Annotated in this window: 10 protein-coding genes; 5 read left to right on the top strand and 5 right to left on the bottom strand. The window is 43.8% G+C overall.

The annotated features are described in order from the left end of the window. Positions 1–4: 4 nt before the first annotated feature. From G5B43_RS07035 to G5B43_RS07020, 4 genes are read right to left on the bottom strand one after another with little or no spacing between them, the layout of a single operon-like run. On the bottom strand, positions 5–967 hold the full coding sequence (locus G5B43_RS07035) for a glycoside hydrolase family 43 protein (RefSeq protein ID WP_165293987.1): 963 nt from the start codon (positions 965–967) through the stop codon (positions 5–7). A 20-nt stretch (positions 968–987) separates the two neighbouring features. After that, a complete protein-coding gene (locus tag G5B43_RS07030; protein ID WP_165293986.1) occupies positions 988–2,127 on the bottom strand; it encodes an endo-1,4-beta-xylanase in 1,140 nt (379 codons plus the stop codon). A gap of 22 nt (positions 2,128–2,149) precedes the next feature. Next, positions 2,150–3,559 (bottom strand): MFS transporter, encoded by a 1,410-nt coding sequence (locus tag G5B43_RS07025; RefSeq protein WP_165293985.1) that lies wholly within the window; start codon positions 3,557–3,559, stop codon positions 2,150–2,152. Between the two features lie 27 nt (positions 3,560–3,586). Next, positions 3,587–6,094: a glycosyl hydrolase 115 family protein gene (locus tag G5B43_RS07020; protein ID WP_165293984.1), complete on the bottom strand. Its 2,508-nt coding sequence runs from the start codon at positions 6,092–6,094 to the stop codon at positions 3,587–3,589. A gap of 296 nt (positions 6,095–6,390) precedes the next feature. Here G5B43_RS07020 and G5B43_RS07015 point away from each other — a divergent pair, with 296 nt between their 5' ends. The 5 genes from G5B43_RS07015 (at position 6,391) to G5B43_RS06995 (ending at position 17,401) form a co-directional block, all read left to right on the top strand. Continuing rightward, positions 6,391–10,392, top strand: coding sequence for a hybrid sensor histidine kinase/response regulator transcription factor (locus G5B43_RS07015; RefSeq protein WP_165293983.1), 4,002 nt, complete (start codon positions 6,391–6,393; stop codon positions 10,390–10,392). 170 nt (positions 10,393–10,562) lie between these two features. Further along, positions 10,563–12,194, top strand: a complete 1,632-nt coding sequence (locus G5B43_RS07010; RefSeq protein ID WP_165293982.1) for a tetratricopeptide repeat protein — start codon at positions 10,563–10,565, stop codon at positions 12,192–12,194. A 242-nt stretch (positions 12,195–12,436) separates the two neighbouring features. Continuing rightward, positions 12,437–15,235 carry a TonB-dependent receptor gene (locus G5B43_RS07005; protein ID WP_165293981.1) on the top strand — a complete coding sequence of 933 codons (2,799 nt, stop codon included), beginning with the start codon at positions 12,437–12,439 and terminating at the stop codon, positions 15,233–15,235. A 75-nt stretch (positions 15,236–15,310) separates the two neighbouring features. Further along, on the top strand, positions 15,311–16,309 hold the full coding sequence (locus G5B43_RS07000; protein ID WP_165293980.1) for a metallophosphoesterase: 999 nt from the start codon (positions 15,311–15,313) through the stop codon (positions 16,307–16,309). 21 nt (positions 16,310–16,330) lie between these two features. Beyond that, positions 16,331–17,401, top strand: a complete 1,071-nt coding sequence (locus G5B43_RS06995; RefSeq protein WP_165293979.1) for a phytase — start codon at positions 16,331–16,333, stop codon at positions 17,399–17,401. Between the two features lie 60 nt (positions 17,402–17,461). Here G5B43_RS06995 and G5B43_RS06990 read toward each other — a convergent pair whose 3' ends face one another. After that, a complete protein-coding gene (locus tag G5B43_RS06990; RefSeq protein WP_165293978.1) occupies positions 17,462–18,913 on the bottom strand; it encodes a glycoside hydrolase family 28 protein in 1,452 nt (483 codons plus the stop codon). Positions 18,914–18,928: the final 15 nt, after the last annotated feature.

Here is an 18,928-nt window from a genome sequence, read left to right as displayed (position 1 = left end):
TCAGTTATTGTCCTGCTATGGTTTTTATTAATCCCTGTTCATCATATTCCAATTCGACCATCTTCATGCTTCGCAACCAAGTCTTCCCGCCCGATGGTACCGCGTCATGATAAAATAGGTACCACTTATTCTTAAATTCCAGAATGCTATGGTGTGTCGTCCAGCCTACGACGGGCGTCATGATCACCCCTTGGTAGGTAAACGGCCCATAGGGATTATCGCCAATAGCATAACACAACAAGTGGGTGTCACCGGTAGAGTATGAAAAGTAATATTTTCCTCCGTATTTATGTACCCAAGATGCTTCAAAAAACCGACGTTCGGTATCACCTTGTTTCAGGGGATTTCCCTCTTCATCGAGTAAAAGCACGTCACGAGGTGCTTCTGCAAACTCCAACATATTATCCTGTAACTTTACTATTTTCGGACAAAGAGCCGGTTCATGGAAATGCGGAAGCTCGCAAGGAGGGGTCAATTTATTATCCCGATAAAATTGCAGTTGTCCTCCCCATATGCCGCCGAAATACATATAATACGCGCCATTGTCTTCAAAAACGCAAGGATCGATGCTGTAGCTGCCCTTCATCGGGTTTGCCTGGGGAACAAAAGGTCCTTCCGGTCGGTCGCTGACCGCAACGCCCATACGGAAGATATCGTTTTGGTCTTTCAACGGGAAGTACATATAATACTTACCGTCTTTATAGGCCACGTCGGAATCCCAAAGTTGCCTTCCTGCCCAAGGGATATCGTCCGTGGAAAGTGCTACACCGTGATCGACCACCTCGGCTTCGGGATCATTCATCGAAAACACGTGATAGTCCCGCATATTGAAATGGTCACCATTATCGTTTTCTGGAATACCACTTTCCCAATCGTGCGAAGGGTATATATAAATCTTATCTTCAAATACGTGGGCAGATGGATCCGCCATATAGTCGCTCGGAAATAAATATCTGGAAGCTTTCATATTAAAAAAGGTAATGCGGGTTATTTTTTTGCTAAATCAAGAATATCGGTAACAAATGGCTTGGGTTCGTAGTTACGATCGAACAACAAAGGGTAGTCCGTACGTCCTTCGATTGGCCAATTGTTTTTCCATGAGTCTGCGTCACCCACGCCCCATAAGGTTACCCGACTAATTTTATCCTGATGCTTGAGGTATAATTTAAAGAAATCGACATAACGCTGCCCCAATTCATGCATCTTGCCTTCCGGTAATTCTTCTTGATACGGATCTAAAGTCTGCTTATAAGCGGCCGTATCCGTCAATTCTGCTCCGACATGACGTCGGGCATGCGGAAGTACCGATATATCCATTTCCGTCACCATAACTTTCACCCCTAAAGCCGCAAAATCTAAAATGGTCTGTTCGGTTTCCTCTATGGAAGCGTGGGTCAATCCGTGATGTTCCTGCATGCCCAGGCCATCGATTTTAATTCCGGCAGCCTGTAGTTTCTTTGCCATTTCCACAATGCCCTTACGTTTAGCGGGGATGGCCGTGGAATAATCGTTATAATATAATTCAGCTTCTGGATCCGCCTCTTTGGCAAACTGAAAGGCTAACGGAATAAATTCTTCCCCGATTATCTCGTAAAACTTGCTTTTACGATATTCGCCGTTATCCAGAATCGCCTCATTCACCACATCCCATCCATGGACACGTCCTTTATATCGGGAAACTACCGTGTGGATATGGTTCCGCATTCTTTCGATCATCACCTCACGCGATACGTCTTTTCCCTCTTTATCTGTGAAAAACCATCTCGGCGCCTGGGAATGCCATATTAAGGTATGCCCCACCATATGCATATTGCGCTTTTCACCGTATGCAACAAATTGGTCGGCATCCTTAAAATAAAATTCTCCTTCCCGCGGTTGCATAAACATGCTCTTCATGCAGTTTTCGGCCACGATCGAATTAAATTGCTCCTGGACTACTTTTTCAGCAACGGGATTACGTTCCCAAATCTGTTCTAAGTTCAGGGCTGTCCCGATATAGAACCGATCAGCATACGCCTCTTTAAATGTCGCCGCTTCCTTCTTCTGCGTGACCTGCGAGTTTGTTGATGTGCAACCGATACTCCACGTAGCGATTCCAGCTAAAATTATCGTTTTTACTATATTCATGATGATTGATCTTTCTTTCTTACTATTTGTGTCTATTTTCTATTTCATAATTAATTTTATCGATGAGATCATCCTCTAATTTATATTTCGAGATGATAAACATGGCGACGATCAATAAGATTGCAGGAATAATAGCGACGAGCCATAAGATTCCTTGCTCCGCGAATGCAGATTGCTTCAATATGTTATCCTTGTCAAAACCAACATACGCCAATACCAAGCCGGGCACCACGCCACCTAAAGCCATTCCCGCTTTGTAAAAAATCCCGGTCAGCGCATTAACGATACCGGAAATCCGTTTACCTGTTGCATGTTCTCCATACGATATTACCTCCGGAACCAAAGCCCACATATAGCCGGTGGCGACAATGATGCCGGTCGACTTTATGAATTGTGCGACGAGAACTAACCAAATCTGGCCTTTTAATGACGGAACGATTGATATGACATATAGCATAACCATCCCCACGATAGCAATGGTGAGGAAAACGTAAAACATCTGTTTCTTGCCGATGGCCCGCTTGATAGCTGGTACTAAGGGCATAAAGATAAATGCCGGAATGGAACCTAATGCCATGAAGTAGGGTAGCATTTCTGGAGCTTGTACATTATAGATCATATAATAGGATCCGGCAGAATTCCCAATAGCCATCATGGCAAATGCAGTAATGAAAAAGAAAGCCAGCACCCTTAGCGGACCATTATGTTTGAACTCGACCCAAAGATCGGACACTTGCACTTTTTCGGTGTCTTTCTCATCCATAACGACCCGTTCCTTGGTTTGCGTGTAACAAAACAGTAGCAAAGCAAAGCCTACCAGCGCGTAGATCGTCATCGTGATAAACCAAGCCTCGCCTGATTCCCGAGAGTTGATCTTCCCATCCGGTGAAAAATATTGCACCATGATCGGCACACCGTATCCTACGGCAAGTCCACCCAAGTTCGCCATAAACATACGTGCCGATGTCAGTTTTGTGATCTCGTCCGTATCGCGTGTCAGGGAAGCATTGAGTGCGCCATAAGGGACATTGATCAAGGTGTAGAGCATCGACAGTCCTACATAGGTCACATAAGCATATACGAGCGAGCCGGAAAATCCGTTCCAGAAACAAAGGATAGCAAATCCGGTGAGTGGTATACCTCCTAAAACAAGGTAGGATCGGTATTTCCCCATTTTCGGATTATGCTTATCGACGAAAGCACCTACAATGGGATCCCATATTACATCGACAATGCGTACAACCAAAAACATGACTCCGGCTGCGCCTGCAGAAATGCCGAAAACATTTGTGTAAAAAATAAGCAAGTACATCGAAACCGTTTGGTAGATAAGGTTTTGGGCCAGATCGCCTGATCCGAAACCGATACGTTGTACATGAGAGAGCTTATAAAAGCCTTTTGATTCGTTAACCAAACGTGTTTCTGCGTTCATTATATAAGGTTATCAATTGTTTATGTTTTATAATTTGACTATACGTTGTGTACTCTCGGGTGCACCAAGATAAGAAGGTTTCAATCCGTCAAAATCCAGCATGATTTTTTGAATGACGATACCCTGTTCTAAAGGTCGGATACGAATACTATATTCGCCCGCTTCGGGAAAATCATGCTCAGTGACATTTTCGATAATGCGATTGGCTTGCCAACGTCCCAACTCGCCTTTGTAATGGCCATTTATATTGAGTATTTGCTCTTGACCACCATTGATGGAAACGGCATAACGCAGGCCCTGATTGGCATTATAATTTAAAGTTGGTGAGGTTAATACAATGAGCTTTGCCCGTCCGGTCGATTGCACGTCGACCTTGTACTCTAAGTATACTTGTTCGTCCAATGGCGCGGTGACGGGTAGTGTCGTGATCGCGGAAGCGGTTTTACCAAGGTTCGGTATCTCCGTCCACCTGACCTGCTCAGCATGGTTTGCATGGTGGAAGTTCATGGCTTCGATCGATACATAGCCGTCCGCTTCCACAAAAATCTTGCTATCAGTTTGTACAGCGCTTGAATCGATATACGTTACCTTCGGCAGAACGCTATGCGGCGGATTGTTCCAGCTGCTGTAACCGATACGCACCTGATCCATCATATGCTTCCATTTCCCATCGGAAAGGGTATTGAAATGTAAGGTTAATAAGGAATCGCGCTCAAAGCCCTTTTTAACTTGATCCGCCCAGTAGTTGGCCCGTATATCGTTCTTACTTGCATAGACGGCATTTTGTGCCTGCGCATAATACATATCGTATAGGTTTGACATCCCATTAATAGGGAAAAGTACCAATTGGTCAAAAGTATCCTTATATGCATTCGGCAGTTGGTTATACAAGCGCAAGGCGTCAACCAGCAACTGGCGATATTCTTGTACGACCGTCTCAAATTCGTTATAGTTTTCTAAACTATAAGTTCGATGGTTCAATAATTCGGGCGTCACGCGATGGTTGAACTTTGTATACATATCAATTAACCGAGCAGCTTCCTTTGCATATTGCTCGCCAAATTGCTGCGCACACCATTCCTCGGTATGTGCCAACAGGTTAGCGGGATTAAAACGCGTTGGATCCCAAGCCATATCGAGGAAAAAGGAGATGGGGTACTCCATCGGCTTCAGGTCTCCCACATTGACTACCCAAATCTTGTCGACGCCATGGGCATAAGTTAAGTTCATCTGTTCCCATACACGGGATATCTGACTCACATTAAGCCATTTAGTATTCCGTGGCCCGCCAACATAATCAAAATGATAATACATGCCGTACCCGCCCTTTCGGGGTTTGGCATCCAATGCAGGGAGCTTACGCACATTTCCCCAATTATCATCACAGAAGAGCAAAGTGACATCATCTGGTACACGCATCCCATCGTCGTAATAATCCTGAACTTCCTTATATAGCGCCCAAACTTGCGGAGTACGTTCTGGTTTCTTTCCCGTGACTTGTTGAATAATTTTACGTTGGTCGCTTACGATCTCTTCCAATAAACTGGTATTCTGCTCATCGCTCATCGGCTCATCGCCATCGCCGCGCATCGCGATTGTGATAAACGTTTCCCAATTTTTGGTACGTTCCATACCGCCCCGCCAAAAATCCTGAAGCCCCTTTTTATTTTTGCTGTAGTCCCAAACGCCGCCATTGCCATGACGTTTCCATTCCTGTTGTGCACGCGCCATGGGTTCGTGATGCGAAGTACTCATCACGATACCCATCTCGTTGGCCAATACGCCATTTTTCGGGTCATCGTCGTAAAAAGCATTCCCCCACATCGCCGGCCACAAAAAGTTCCCTTTCAAACGGAGGATCAGTTCAAAAACAGTTTCGTAAAATTGGCTGTTATAGCCTCCGAAGGTATGGTTGACCCAGCGCGTTAACGCGGGGTATTCATCGTTGAGAAAGATACCACGATATTGTACGACAGGCTCTCCATCCGTATAGATACCCGGCTTTACGTATAAATTTGCTTTACGCGTCACGGGAACGTCCGCCCAATAATACCAAGGCGATACGCCCATTTGTTCAGATAATTCGTAGATGCCATAAATCGTCCCTCTTTTATCGCTACCAGCTATAACCAAGGCCGATTCAACACCCGGCGCGGGTTGTTCCACCACCGTAATGATAAATTTCTCTCGCTTCCCGGCCATCTCTTCCTTGGAGAGTCGTCCTTTAGTAATCAAACCATCAATTAACGTAGATTGCCCGACCGTCCCGATCCAAATAGCCGACTTCGCTCCAGACGCCACCTCGGCCTGTTTTCCGGCTACTTTTTCAAAATCTTGTTGTAAACTTTCGACGGCACGCAAAACACCTTTATCATCCTGGGGATCCACCTGCAGCGAAAGTGGCTGTCCTTCTTTTATCAGGGTCAGGTATCCCTTCGCCGGATCCTCGGACACAAATACATCGTCCGATTGTGCATACAGTATTGCATTGGAAAAAATAAGGCAAAAAACAATTAACCATTGTCTCGTCATCATAATGATTTATTAGCGTGTTTAGGATATTTCTATTTTTCGCATCAGCTTAGCACGTCAAAAGACGCAACAAGCCGATCAAAAACGTGAAGTAAAGGTAAATCAATCGGTTAGCAAAGACAATCCAACATGTTACATTCCATCTTTGTTTTGTTGCAAAGACCTTTTTATATGTTACATATTCGTTTCTTTCTGTTTCGCACCCAGATTCGTTACATCTTTTACGTCGAAAAAAAACGTTCTGGCATCGAATAGAAAAATAGATTTTGTATCTTTCCTTATCATAACCGTAAAAACCGATGTTAAGAGTATTTCTGCTTTCGATAGTTTTGTTCTGTTCGCTCTTGGTCAGCGGACAAGCTACCCGTATCTATGATCACAGAGATTATGGGTTTGGCGAACTATCGTCCAATCTAATCAAGAGCATCTCACAGGATAAGCATGGCTATATATGGATCGCTACAGAATATGGGCTTAATAAATTTGATGGGATACGATTTATACAATACTTACACGATATACAGGATAGCACCTCCATTTCCAGTAACCACGTGACCATTCTTCATCGAGATTGCCGTGATCATCTATGGATCGGGTGTTCAAATGGCTTACAGTACTACGACGAAAATACAGACGAATTTATACGCATCCAGTTTCCCGATCAAATAGCGCCGCATATCACGGATATATTAACACGACACGATGAATCACGCTTGGTGACCACTTCGGGATGGGGGCTTTTTTCCATTGATATCGCGAACCGGGTGGCTATTCCGCTAGAAGGCGCAAATCAGCGTATCGGGGGGATGTATGGACGCAAGCTTGTGGAGGATAAGGATAAGCACGTTTGGGTAGCGATGGACCGCCTAGGCGTCGTACGTTTATCACCGGACTTCAAACATGTCCGGAAATTTTCCCGGGAGGAAGTACCTTTCCCTGGTGGAGACAAATATAATATGCTGGTGACGAAAAATGGTGAGGTAATCTTAAGCTACCATGCGCATATCGTCGTTAGCGATCGGTCTGCTCGTCGTTTTCAACCGATTACTTTTAACGGTAATCGAAAACCGTTTATTAACGACATCCAGCTCAATGTAGACGGGACCACGGTCATTGCCAGTACCGACCGCGAAGGGATTTGGCAATTACCACTATCGGAACGTCCGCTGCAATTCCGACAGATGGAGCTTTCCAATCTCGATAAAAATTACAACATTGCCCGGATATCGAGCTTCCTGCTGGATAGGGAGAAAAACTTATGGCTCGGCTGGTTTCAGCGAGGCTTAGTTTTCATTCCTTCCAGCAATAAACAGTTTGAATTCTGGCGGGTATTGGAATTAGAGGAAGCCGATAAACACAAAATCAACGCAGTGACAACCGACGCTAATGGGAATATATGGTATAGCGTAGAGAGCTTAGGCGTTTTTCAGGCCGACAGCGGGGGGCACGTTATCCAAACTTTCCCTAACCTACGCAATATAACGCAGTTACAGATGGATGATCAAGGGGTTCTTTGGTTTTTATCATACCAGCAGGGATTGGGCAAAATTATTGATGGTCAAGATGTACACTATCTAAATCTATTCGCCGGGGAGGACACCAAAGCGATGGTCTTCGGAAAGAATAACAAACTGTATATCTCTTCTTTCGGCCGTGGTTTTATTGAATATGACCCGCGCACGAATACCTCCAGGCAATTTAGCATGAACAATACCACCGCTGTTAGTGGGACATTAGGAAATGATTGGATCAACACCCTCTTATGTGATCAGGAAGGTTTGATCTGGCTAGGCCATCACAAGGGCGTCAGTTGCTATGACCCGCGAAAAGATGCCTTCGTCCATCAACGGGCAAATCAAGAACTCTCCGAACAAATCGTACTGTCGCTACTGCAAGATCGGCATCAAAACCTTTGGGTCGGCACATATAATGGGCTGCATAAAATTGCTAAAGATACACGGGAGCTATCGAGTTACACCACCAACAACGGCCTTTCCAGTAACGTTATTTCCGGATTGGGAGAAGACAAGCAAGGAAATATTTGGTGTAGCACCTATAATGGTATCAACTATGTAAACCCGACCGACGATAGAATTGTAAACTACTATACCGGAGACGGGTTGGTAGACCGATCTTACAACAGTTCTGTTTATCATCAGGATGCGGATGGAAAAATATACTATGGAGGAAAACAAGGTATCACCTCTTTCTTTCCACAACAGGTACATGTAACCGAATATACACACCCCATCTATATCACGAATCTCTACGTCCGCAACCAAACGATCAAGCCCGGAGATTTGTCTGGTGGGAAGCCCATTTATGCCCAAAGCTTGGCGGCAGCGAGTGAATTTTACTTTGCAAGCCAAGACGACAGCTTTACATTGGAACTCTCCACGATGGATTTTAACAGTCCGGAAAATATTCATTACGAATATCGGCTGAAAGGTTTCAACAAAACCTGGAATACCACCCTACCAGGTGTCAACCTTGTTACCTATAACAACCTGTCGCCCGGAACCCATGAACTGGAAATCAGAGCCTGCAAATTCGGCGCCTATTCAGAGAGCAAGTTCGTCACCTTGCACGTCATGCCGCCATGGTACCGCGGTACGCTTGCTTATTTGGTTTACTTGATTTTATTAATAGGCGTCATTACCTTGGTTGCCAATTATCTTCGTGAGCGCCGACTGGAGAAATTACATGCCTATAAACTGCAGCTTTTCACCGATATTTCGCATGAGATTCGCTCACCACTCACTTTGGTTCTGAGTCCTATCGATAAACTGATAAAAAATGCACCCGACTCGTATGCGAAGGAAACGCTGCAAAACATGCGTAGGAATGCACATCGTATTCTAAACCTTGTCAACCAGTTGCTGGATATCCGTAAATTGGAAAGCGGTCAGCTTCAGTTAAAATTTCAAGAAACAAATCTCGCGGAATTTATTACACAATGTGCCGACGCATTTGAACAACAAGCCGATGAAAGAAATATCGTCTTTCAAGTCACTTCGGATTCTACCTATATACCGGTTTGGATTGATACGAATAGTCTGGATAAAATACTCCATAATATATTATCGAACGCTTTTAAATATACACCAAATGGCGGTACTATAGACATCCATGTCACGTCCTCTTTTAACAAACAGAACACCAAACAGCCTAGTTATGCGGAAATAACGATCTCCGACACCGGTCCAGGTATCCTTGAAGATGATACCGTCAAAATTTTCAAACGATTTTATCAAGGCAACAATCAGGTTTCCGGAGGACAACAAGGATCAGGTATCGGGTTGCACCTTACCCAAGTCTTGGTGGAAAAACATGGTGGAAAAGTATATGCCGAAAACCGGACAGACAAATCTGGAAGCCGCTTTTTCGTCCATATCCCCATGGGTACTAGTCATTTACCAAAAGCTCAGTTGCTAAAGGATAACGACGCTAAAAATATGTTGGTCGAAAAAGTACCCGTTCCATTGGCAAAGGAAACGGTCACCGCTCCTATCATTCCTCATAAAACAAATTTCAAGGTACTCGTCGTGGACGATGAAAAAGATATTTTGCGTTACGTAAGCCAAGAACTACAAAGTATTTATAAAATCATATCCGCCGAAAACGGACATGAAGCCTTTCAGCTAGCGTTATCGCAACTTCCCGACCTTATTATATCCGACGTTTCTATGCCGGATATGGACGGTTTTGAACTGATTAAGAAAATAAAAAGCAACAGCACGACAAACCATGTACCTGTTATTCTGCTTACCGCTAAAATAAATCATGAGGATCGCATGCAGGGAATTGGCTTAGGTGCCGACGCTTACCTCACGAAACCTTTTCTAATCGAGGAGTTACTGGTTATAGCCGAAAACTTGATTAAAAACCGCATGACGGTGAAGGGAAAATATTCGGGTGCGCAAGAGCAGGAAGGTAAAGTAAAGACGATCTCCTTCAAGTCAAGTGATGAAATTCTGATGGAACGTATCGTTGGTATCATTAATAGATATTTGGAAGATCCGAGCCTAAATGTACAATTGTTAGCCGACGAAGTTGGATTAAGCCGAGTACAATTACATCGTAAAGTAAAGGCATTGACAGGTATCTCAACGAGCGAATTTATTCGGAATATACGCCTCAAACAGGCTGAAAAACTACTTTTGGATAAACAAATGAATATTTCCCAAGTCGCGTATGCGCTAGGCTTTACCAATCAAACGCATTTCTCCACATTGTTTAAAAAGATGTATGGTCTAAGTCCGTCGGAGTACATTAACCGGCACGCGAAGCAACCTAGTTGATACGTAGCAATCTTTAATACAGGCGGTCGATAAAAATTATCGACCGCCTGTATTTTATTCATAGGTGTTGGTTAAGAAACATTTAATTAATATAAACGTAACCCTAAAATCATATAAGCATTTTACTTTTAAAAGCATTACCTCCATTTCATATAGGACAATAACTTAAGATGACAAATTTATTCAGGCATTTATTTTTTCCGATATTCTTGTTATGTCTGGGCAACATGCTGTTTGCCCAAAAAGATACCCCCTACGCCCCGCTCCTACGGGAATCGATGCGTGAAAATCCCGATGGGGCATTTAAACAGATAAGAAGAACGCTACAGGCCGCTTTAGCCGATGGCGACGACTACCAAACGGCGGTCTGCTACGGACAGATAGGCGAGTTATACTATTTTCAAGCAGCCTATCTACAAGCACTGGACAATTTCTACCGGGCCGAATCCCTATTTAGAAAACAAAAACAGCTACCGGAACTGGCAGCGATATGGATTAAAATCGGCGAAACGAGATTCCATAACAAACAATACCCTTCATCCTTAGAGGCCTTTGAACAGGGACTCGCGTTATATAAGTCGGCAGACGCACACGAAGGTATCGCTGATGCCCTGGCACACATCGGACAGGTGCACGAGAAAAACGGAAATCCGGAAGAAGCTAAACATTATCAGCATTTGGCACTCGCTCAGCTCGGCGAGAAAAGCGATCGAGCACTCGCGGCCAAAATTCATGAAAATATCGGTAGCATTTATGAAGACAAATTTCAGCTCGACTCGGCCCGCTTCTATTTTAAAAAAGCATTGGAAATAGCCAAAAAAACAGATGATGAGACACTCCATATCAGAATTACCAACAATATGGGCGACATCTATCGGAAAACTGGTGAATACAACACTGCACTGCGTTATACACATCAGGCTGCCTCCCTGGCAAAAGGGATGAACGAACATTATCAGCTGGCCAGCGCCTACCGTGATCTCGCAAAAATATTTTCCTTGTTGGGACAATACGACAGCGCCTACCATTACAGTGAATCCGGAAGAAATATACATAACGAGATATTCTCGGAAGATAATGCCAAACAGCTAACCATACTGCAGACTCTATTTGAACTTGAACAGAAAGAGGATGCAATTACCCAATACGAACGGGAGCGGAAAGCCCACTTTACCATGTTACTATTCGGTATAGCCATTATTCTCCTGTTACTATTTTTAGGGCTCAGTATCATCAGCCGGCAACGATCAAAGATTGCAAATGAACGCAAGCTTAACGAGCAAAACCAAAAACTCTACGAGACACAGAAGATCGCCATGGAGACCGATCTCTATAACAAACAGCTGAAAGCCGAAAACCTTCGAAACGAGCTAGAGCTTAAAAGCAAAGAATTGACAAGCCACACCCTCCACCTGATCCAGAAAAACCAACTACTCGAGGAGCTGAAGGAGAAGCTTGGCGAAATCGTCAAAAGCGATAAGCGAGATCAGCGTAAAGAATTGAAACAGCTCTTGAATCTGCTCCAGCTTAACCACAATCAAGACAAAAACTGGGAAGATTTTCGTATTGTATTCGAACGTGTTCACGAACATTTCTTTGAAGGTTTAATGGAGCACTGCAACAAGCTAAGTTCAGCCGACCTCCGATTGGCGGCATTATTAAAAATGAATTTGAGTTCGGCCGACATATCAACGATGTTGGGCATATCACAAGGTAGTCTCCGAATTGCCCGGTACCGGCTAAGAAAAAAGCTCGCCCTACCGGAGGGAAAAAGCTTAAGCACATTTATCCAGAAGCTTTAACAACCTTGTTAAAAATAAGCCAACATATACCTAACAAAAACTTAATGGCTTTAAGAATACACAACAACCAACTGACATACAATTATTTAAAAATAAAAAAAACACTATGTTGCCGCGTTGTATACGGTAAAAAGAAAGGTGTTAATGTTTTGTTTACGGTAGAAAATTGTAATTGCTGGCCAAGTCTCTAACCTTTGCCGAAGTATTAATTGAACGTTATATACACATAACAAAAAATCCTTATGAAATTATTTTACACGATTTTATTCTTGCTATGCTGCTCCACAAGCTTTGCGCAAACCAGCATTCTAAAAGGAAAGGTATTGGACAGCAATGACACCTTTTCGTTGCCGGGTGCAACATTAAGGCTAGAACCCGGTAACCGTTATACGATATCGGATGTCACCGGCGATTTTGAGTTTCTAAGTGTTCCCGCAGGAACCTATACCCTTAGCGTCAACTATATGGGCTACCAAGTCTATACCCAACAAGTTACGGTGAATGGCAAAAACGAGCAAATGAAAGTGCTTCTTTCTCCGCTTGCTCAAACGATTGGTGAAGTCAGCGTAATGGGGGATATCGCCAAAGGGCAGGCTAGAGCTCTGAACCAGCAGAAAAACAATAGTAATATTACCAATATCATCTCAAGCGATCAAGTCGGACGTTTTCCGGATCAGAATATAGGAGATGCGTTGAAGCGTGTACCCGGTATCACGATGCAGAACGACCAAGGCGAAGCGCGTAACATCATCGTCCGTGGTCTATCTCCGGAGCTGAACTCCGTCACATTGAATGGCGACCGTATCCCCTCTGCCGAAGGCGACAACCGGAACGTACAGATGGACTTGATCCCAGCGGATATGATATCGACGATCGAAGTCAACAAAACCCTAACACCCGATATGGACGCCGACGCGATTGGTGGCTCGGTCAACTTGATTACGCGTGCGGTACCGAATAAACAACGTATATCCGCTACCATAGGTGGTGGATACATGCCCATCCGCGAAAACGGCATCTACAATGGTTCTCTGGTATATGGTAACCGTTTTGCCGACAACAAATTGGGTATTGTACTGAGCGGTACGATTCAAAGCCAAACCTTTGGATCAGATAATATCGAAGCTGCATGGAAAGACGATGATGGCAATCCCTTGGTAGAAGAAATGGAAATCCGCAAATATGATGTGCAGCGTATTCGCCGCAGTTTCTCCCTGGCAACCGACTATGAAATAAACTCCAGAAACCGCATCGAACTGAATGCCATCTATAACTGGCGCGACGACCGTGAAAATCGTTATGCGGTAACCTATAAGGATATGGAATGGGATGCAGACCAAAATTCGTATGTCGGCGATATCCGTAGACAAACAAAAGGCGGTATAGATGACCATACCAACAAAAATGCCCGTCTGGAAAGACAAAAAGTAATGAACTTTTCGTTAAGAGGTGAACATTTACTGACGTCTAAATTAGACTTCGATTGGGCAGCTTCTTACTCGAAAGCTTCCGAAGATCGCCCCAACGAACGGTATATTGAATTTGAGCAAGAAGGTTTGTTATTAAATAACGACTTTTCAAACCCACGTAAGCCTTTCGTAGGAGACAATTACCACGACTATTCGCAATTTAGCCTAAACGAGCTAACCGACAACCAAGATTATACCTCGGAAGACGAATTTGGTGCGAAACTCAATTTCCGTTTTCCATTGAGTGTCATTGACGGTCAGAAAGGTCGGTTCCGTTTCGGTGCCAGGCTGCGCATAAAGAACAAGAAAAGAGACAATATCTTTTACGAGTATACACCGGTAGACGACTTCGGAGCAATGAACACCGTATCTTTGGAAAACTGGTCGGGCAGCAATTTCGCACCAGGCAGTCAGTACACGCCAGGCGGTTTTGTCGACAAGCGATATTTAGGTGGTCTGGACTTACACAATACCTCGCTATTCGAGCAAGATGCGGCTCCTTCGGAATACTTAGCAGAAAACTATCATGCGAAAGAATTGATTTCTGCGGGATATGTTCGCTGGGATCAAAACTTTACCGAACGGACGTCCATGATTGTCGGCGCACGTATGGAATATACCAAAATTGACTACACGGGAAACTATGTACAAGACGAGGAAGAACTTTTGGGTGAGGTAAACAACAAAAACGATTATATTAATATATTACCCAGTATAACATTCAGACACGACGTGACAAAGGATTTCATATTGCGTGCAGCAATTACTACAAGCTTAGCTCGCCCGAATTATTACGCTTTGGCACCTTTTGTTAGTTCTCTTCCCGGCGATCACGAGATCATGGCTGGCAATCCCGATCTGAAAGCTACTTATGCCACGAACTTTGATTTGATGGCGGAAAACTACTTTCAAAATATTGGGATCGTATCGGCCGGAATTTTCTATAAAAATCTAAAAAACTTTATTTATAGCTACCGCGATGCCAACTACAGCAGAGAGAAATTTGCTGCGGATTTCCCAGATATAGCCAACCCTATCCCAGCCGACGCAACGGATCAATGGACATTTGTACAGTCACGGAATGGCGATAATGTAGATGTATACGGCGCAGAAGTAGCCTTTCAACGACAGTTGGACTTCCTTCCCGGAAAATTCTTAAAAGGCTTCGGCATCTATGCGAACTATACCTACACGCACTCCGTAGCTAAGGGAATTACCAGTGAGGATGGCGACGAAAGAACTGGCCTTGGTCTTCCTCGTACCGCACCACACATGTTAAATGGATCACTTTCCTGGGAAAATGATAAGTTTTCCGCCCGCGTATCGGCAAACTATACCGCCGCTTATTTAGATGAAATCGGAGAAGCCGACTTCTATGACGCCTACTACGATAAGCAATTTTTCCTTGATGCAAATGCATCCTATAAGATAGCACGTCAATTTCGCATTTTTGCCGAGGCAAATAACCTGACTAACCAGCCCTTGCGCTATTATCAGGGAAACAAAGAACGCACCATGCAAATGGAATATTACCGTCCACGCTTTAACTTAGGACTAAAATTTGACTTATAACAACTCGATTATTATACGATGCCAAAGCCAGCAAAGAAATACCTCTGTTGGTTTTTGGTGTTAATACGGAATAAGATGAAAAAAATACTTTTAACAACTATTATTAGTTTCAACCTCGCTTTGACATTCGGACAGGTATCCCCTTTCGAATACGAAAAGCAGACCGGGTATAAGGGGAAAAACATCCCTGATTTAACCTATATCGAAGACAGCTATAGTTTCATCGTACTCGGTGACTTTGGCCGCGTCGGCAACTATTACCAACGAGACGTAGCGCGAGAATTGGGACACGCGACTGTGGCGCTTGATGCGGAGTTTATCGTCTCGGTAGGCGACAATTTTTATCCCAACGGCGTCGCAAGCACAACAGACTATCATTGGATATCTTCTTTTGAAACTATTTATACAGATCCTAGTTTGTATATGGATTGGTACGTCGCGCTGGGCAACCATGACTATCGGGGAAATGTCCAGGCACAGATCGATTATTCCCATATCAGCAGACGATGGAATATGCCTGCGCGGTACTACAGCCAAACATTCGAAGTAAACGACAACGAGAAACTGCTTCTTATTGTGATGGATACTAATCCTTACATTGATGATTACCATGATGATGTGGAGAAGTACGCGGATCTATCAAAACAAGATACTGCAAAACAATCACGATGGTTAATTGAGCAGCTTAATACGGAAGACACGCAGGTAAAATGGAAGATTGTAGTCGGGCATCATCCTTTATATTCTGGCGGAAAGCGTAAGGACAGCGAAGATACCCGCGGTTTTGAACAGAAATTCGCATCCCTGTTTGATAAACATCAGGTTGATGCCTATATATGTGGCCATGAGCATGATTTACAGATCATCAAACCTAAAGGCCGCTTTACTACGCAGTTTCTTTCTGGTGCCGCTAGTGAAGTGCGCGAATCTGGAAATCGTGAAGGGACTATTTTCGCTGCTGCAGAACCTGGCTTCCTGACGTTTTCTATACAAGATAATAAAATACTGGTACAGGCAGTCCGCGCAAATGAAACAGGAGCAAAAGTGCTACATAAGTATGAATTAACTAAATAGACTCACCATAAAAATAGTACGATGAACAAGTTATTTATTTGGTCTGCATTCCTTCTCTTGACAAGCGCCTGTCAAGACAGTATGGCTCCGGTAGCAGACAACGCCATTAAGCCAACAATTATTACCGAACCTACACCAAATGACACGGATGACCCTGCTATTTGGGTGAACCCTGAAGATCCGACACAAAGTCTGATCATTGGAACCGACAAGGAAGTTGGTGGCGGATTGTATGCCTATGATTTGCAAGGGAAAATTGTAAACAAGTACATTGATATGGAACGTCCAAACAATGTCGATGTAGCCTATGGATTATTGATCAATGGAAAGAAAACCGATATTGCGGTGACGACAGAACGTAAAGCGCACCGCCTCCGCGTCTTTTCCCTTCCCGAACTGACACCTATCGACAACGGAGGCATTCCGATTTTTGAAGGAGAAACCGGTGAAGAGGAACGGGATGGTATGGGGGTCGCATTATATACGAAACAAATCGATTCCACCCATGTCGAAATCCAGGCGATTGTTGGACGTAAGACTGGGCCTTCAGGAAGCTACCTGTGGCAATATAATCTGCTCGTTAACAACGATGGTACAGTATCTGGAGAAGTTATCCGTAAATTTGGGGCATACAGTGGGAAAAAAGAAATCGAAGCCATTGCCGTAGATAATGAATTAGGATATGTGTATTGTTCCGATGAAACAGCAGGAGTCAGAAAATACTATGCCGATCCAGAAAAGGGCAACGAAGAACTCGCTTTCTTTGCGCAAGAAGATGCCGAACGGGATCATGAAGGGATAGCGATCTATAAGAAGGATGAGAAGACCGGCTACATCTTGGTTTCCAATCAGCAAAACAATACTTTTTTAGTCTATAAGAGAGAAGGTGAAACGGGTAATCCCCACGAACACACGTTGATTGCCGACATACCTGTATCTACGGTGGAATGCGACGGTGCAGATGCTTTGAACGTAAATTTTGGCAGTCAGTTTCCAAATGGCATATTTGTTGCCATGAGCAACGGCAAGGTATTCCATATATATGATTGGAATATCTTACGAAATTGGATAGATCAACACCCTATTAAGTAAAACAAATGGCGGAACATAAGAAATGTCCGCCATTTGTTTTATAACGACTATTCGTTATTGTTAGAAGGTCTCGAACTCGGCTTCAGAAGACGATTGTACATCTTCTTCACTTACCAATTTTCCATTGATCGTTACGTTATCAAATTTCATACCTTTGGTATAGTTTGCCTGAATAGGTACGTCTACACCTTCAATATTGGAGTTGATAATCTTAAGATTTTCTGCTGGAGATTCTTCATAAGCATTAATTAAGACCCCAAACTTCCCTCCCTTTTTAACGTTAAGGTTCTCCACCGTAATATTGCGCACAGTAGGCATAAAATCACCTGGGTTTTCGTAGAACATATCCACCAAAACGGCGGCTTCCTTGTACGTGCCGACTTCGACATTACGCATATAGATATCCTCAATAACGCCGCCACGCAATGAACTTGTTTTTATACGCAATATGCGATCCAACTCAGGACTGTCCATCTTTAGGTTTTGAGCAAATATATTTTTAGCTCCTCCGGATATCTCGCTGCCGATGACGATACCCCCATGACCATCTTTCATCTCACAGTTTTCGATGATATGGTTTTCAGCGGGACGTCCGATAGAACGGCCATCTTCATTTCGACCTGATTTAATAGCGATACAGTCATCACCCGTATCGAAATAACAGCCGGTTATCAACACATTTTTACTGGATTCGGGGTTACAGCCATCGTTATTGGGACCATGGGTAACCACACTGACATTCCGTACCGTAACATTCTCGCATAATACCGGATTAATATTCCAAAAAGGTGCATTGATAATCTTTACATCCGCTATTAAAATATTGGAAGAGTTATAGGGCTGAATAAAAGGCGGACGTAAGAAATGTCCGTCTCCGTATACCCTATCTTCTACGGGAGTTCCGTCTTTCACCTGCTGAGTAAGTTTTTTTACCGCGGCAAGCTGGTTATCCATCCCTTCAACCCAGCCGTGTTCCTTCTTCGCTTTCCAGGGCCACCAGTGTTCATTATTCGCATTTCCATCGAGGACACCTTTTCCAGTGATAGCAATATTTTCTTGACCGTAAGCGTAAATCAAAGGCGAGTAATTCATGCATTCCATTCCTTCCCAACGGGTTTTGACCAATGGTTTATAGTCTTCGGTATTCCGACTGAACAACAATTTCGCCCCATCTTCCAAATGCAAATTAACATTGCTTTTCAAATGGACGGCACCCGTCAAAAATGTTCCTTGAGGAATGATGACGCGTCCACCGCCGTCGAGATGACATGCCTCTATAGCTTTGTTGATAGCTGTCGTGCTAAGTTCCGTACTATCGGCACTAGCACCATAATCTGTGATTACAAAATCTTTCTTCGCAAAGGTCGGCTCTACAATTAATGTACGAATACTGTCTGCCACTTCCCATGCGTGATCGGTCTCCTGTGTTTCTTGTGTTGTTTGCCTTTCTCCGCAGCCCATCATACCAAGGGGTAAAATGGCCACGAGGAGTAAATTACGTACTTGCTTCATATATAGTTTTTACTT

It is taken from the genome of Sphingobacterium sp. SGR-19, from assembly GCF_011043555.1.
GTDB lineage: Bacteria > Bacteroidota > Bacteroidia > Sphingobacteriales > Sphingobacteriaceae > Sphingobacterium.
Note: the sequence above shows the minus strand (reverse complement) of the source record. Positions and strands in the feature narration are given on the sequence as shown.

Excerpts from the sequence above, each read along its gene's own strand:
- G5B43_RS07035 (WP_165293987.1), bottom strand. The coding sequence starts at position 967 with ATGAAAGCTTCCAGATATTTATTTCCGAGCGACTATATGGCGGATCCA.
- G5B43_RS07030 (WP_165293986.1), bottom strand. The coding sequence starts at position 2,127 with ATGAATATAGTAAAAACGATAATTTTAGCTGGAATCGCTACGTGGAGT.
- G5B43_RS07025 (WP_165293985.1), bottom strand. The coding sequence starts at position 3,559 with ATGAACGCAGAAACACGTTTGGTTAACGAATCAAAAGGCTTTTATAAG.
- G5B43_RS07020 (WP_165293984.1), bottom strand. The coding sequence starts at position 6,094 with ATGATGACGAGACAATGGTTAATTGTTTTTTGCCTTATTTTTTCCAAT.
- G5B43_RS07015 (WP_165293983.1), top strand. The coding sequence starts at position 6,391 with ATGTTAAGAGTATTTCTGCTTTCGATAGTTTTGTTCTGTTCGCTCTTG.
- G5B43_RS07010 (WP_165293982.1), top strand. The coding sequence starts at position 10,563 with ATGACAAATTTATTCAGGCATTTATTTTTTCCGATATTCTTGTTATGT.
- G5B43_RS07005 (WP_165293981.1), top strand. The coding sequence starts at position 12,437 with ATGAAATTATTTTACACGATTTTATTCTTGCTATGCTGCTCCACAAGC.
- G5B43_RS07000 (WP_165293980.1), top strand. The coding sequence starts at position 15,311 with ATGAAAAAAATACTTTTAACAACTATTATTAGTTTCAACCTCGCTTTG.
- G5B43_RS06995 (WP_165293979.1), top strand. The coding sequence starts at position 16,331 with ATGAACAAGTTATTTATTTGGTCTGCATTCCTTCTCTTGACAAGCGCC.
- G5B43_RS06990 (WP_165293978.1), bottom strand. The coding sequence starts at position 18,913 with ATGAAGCAAGTACGTAATTTACTCCTCGTGGCCATTTTACCCCTTGGT.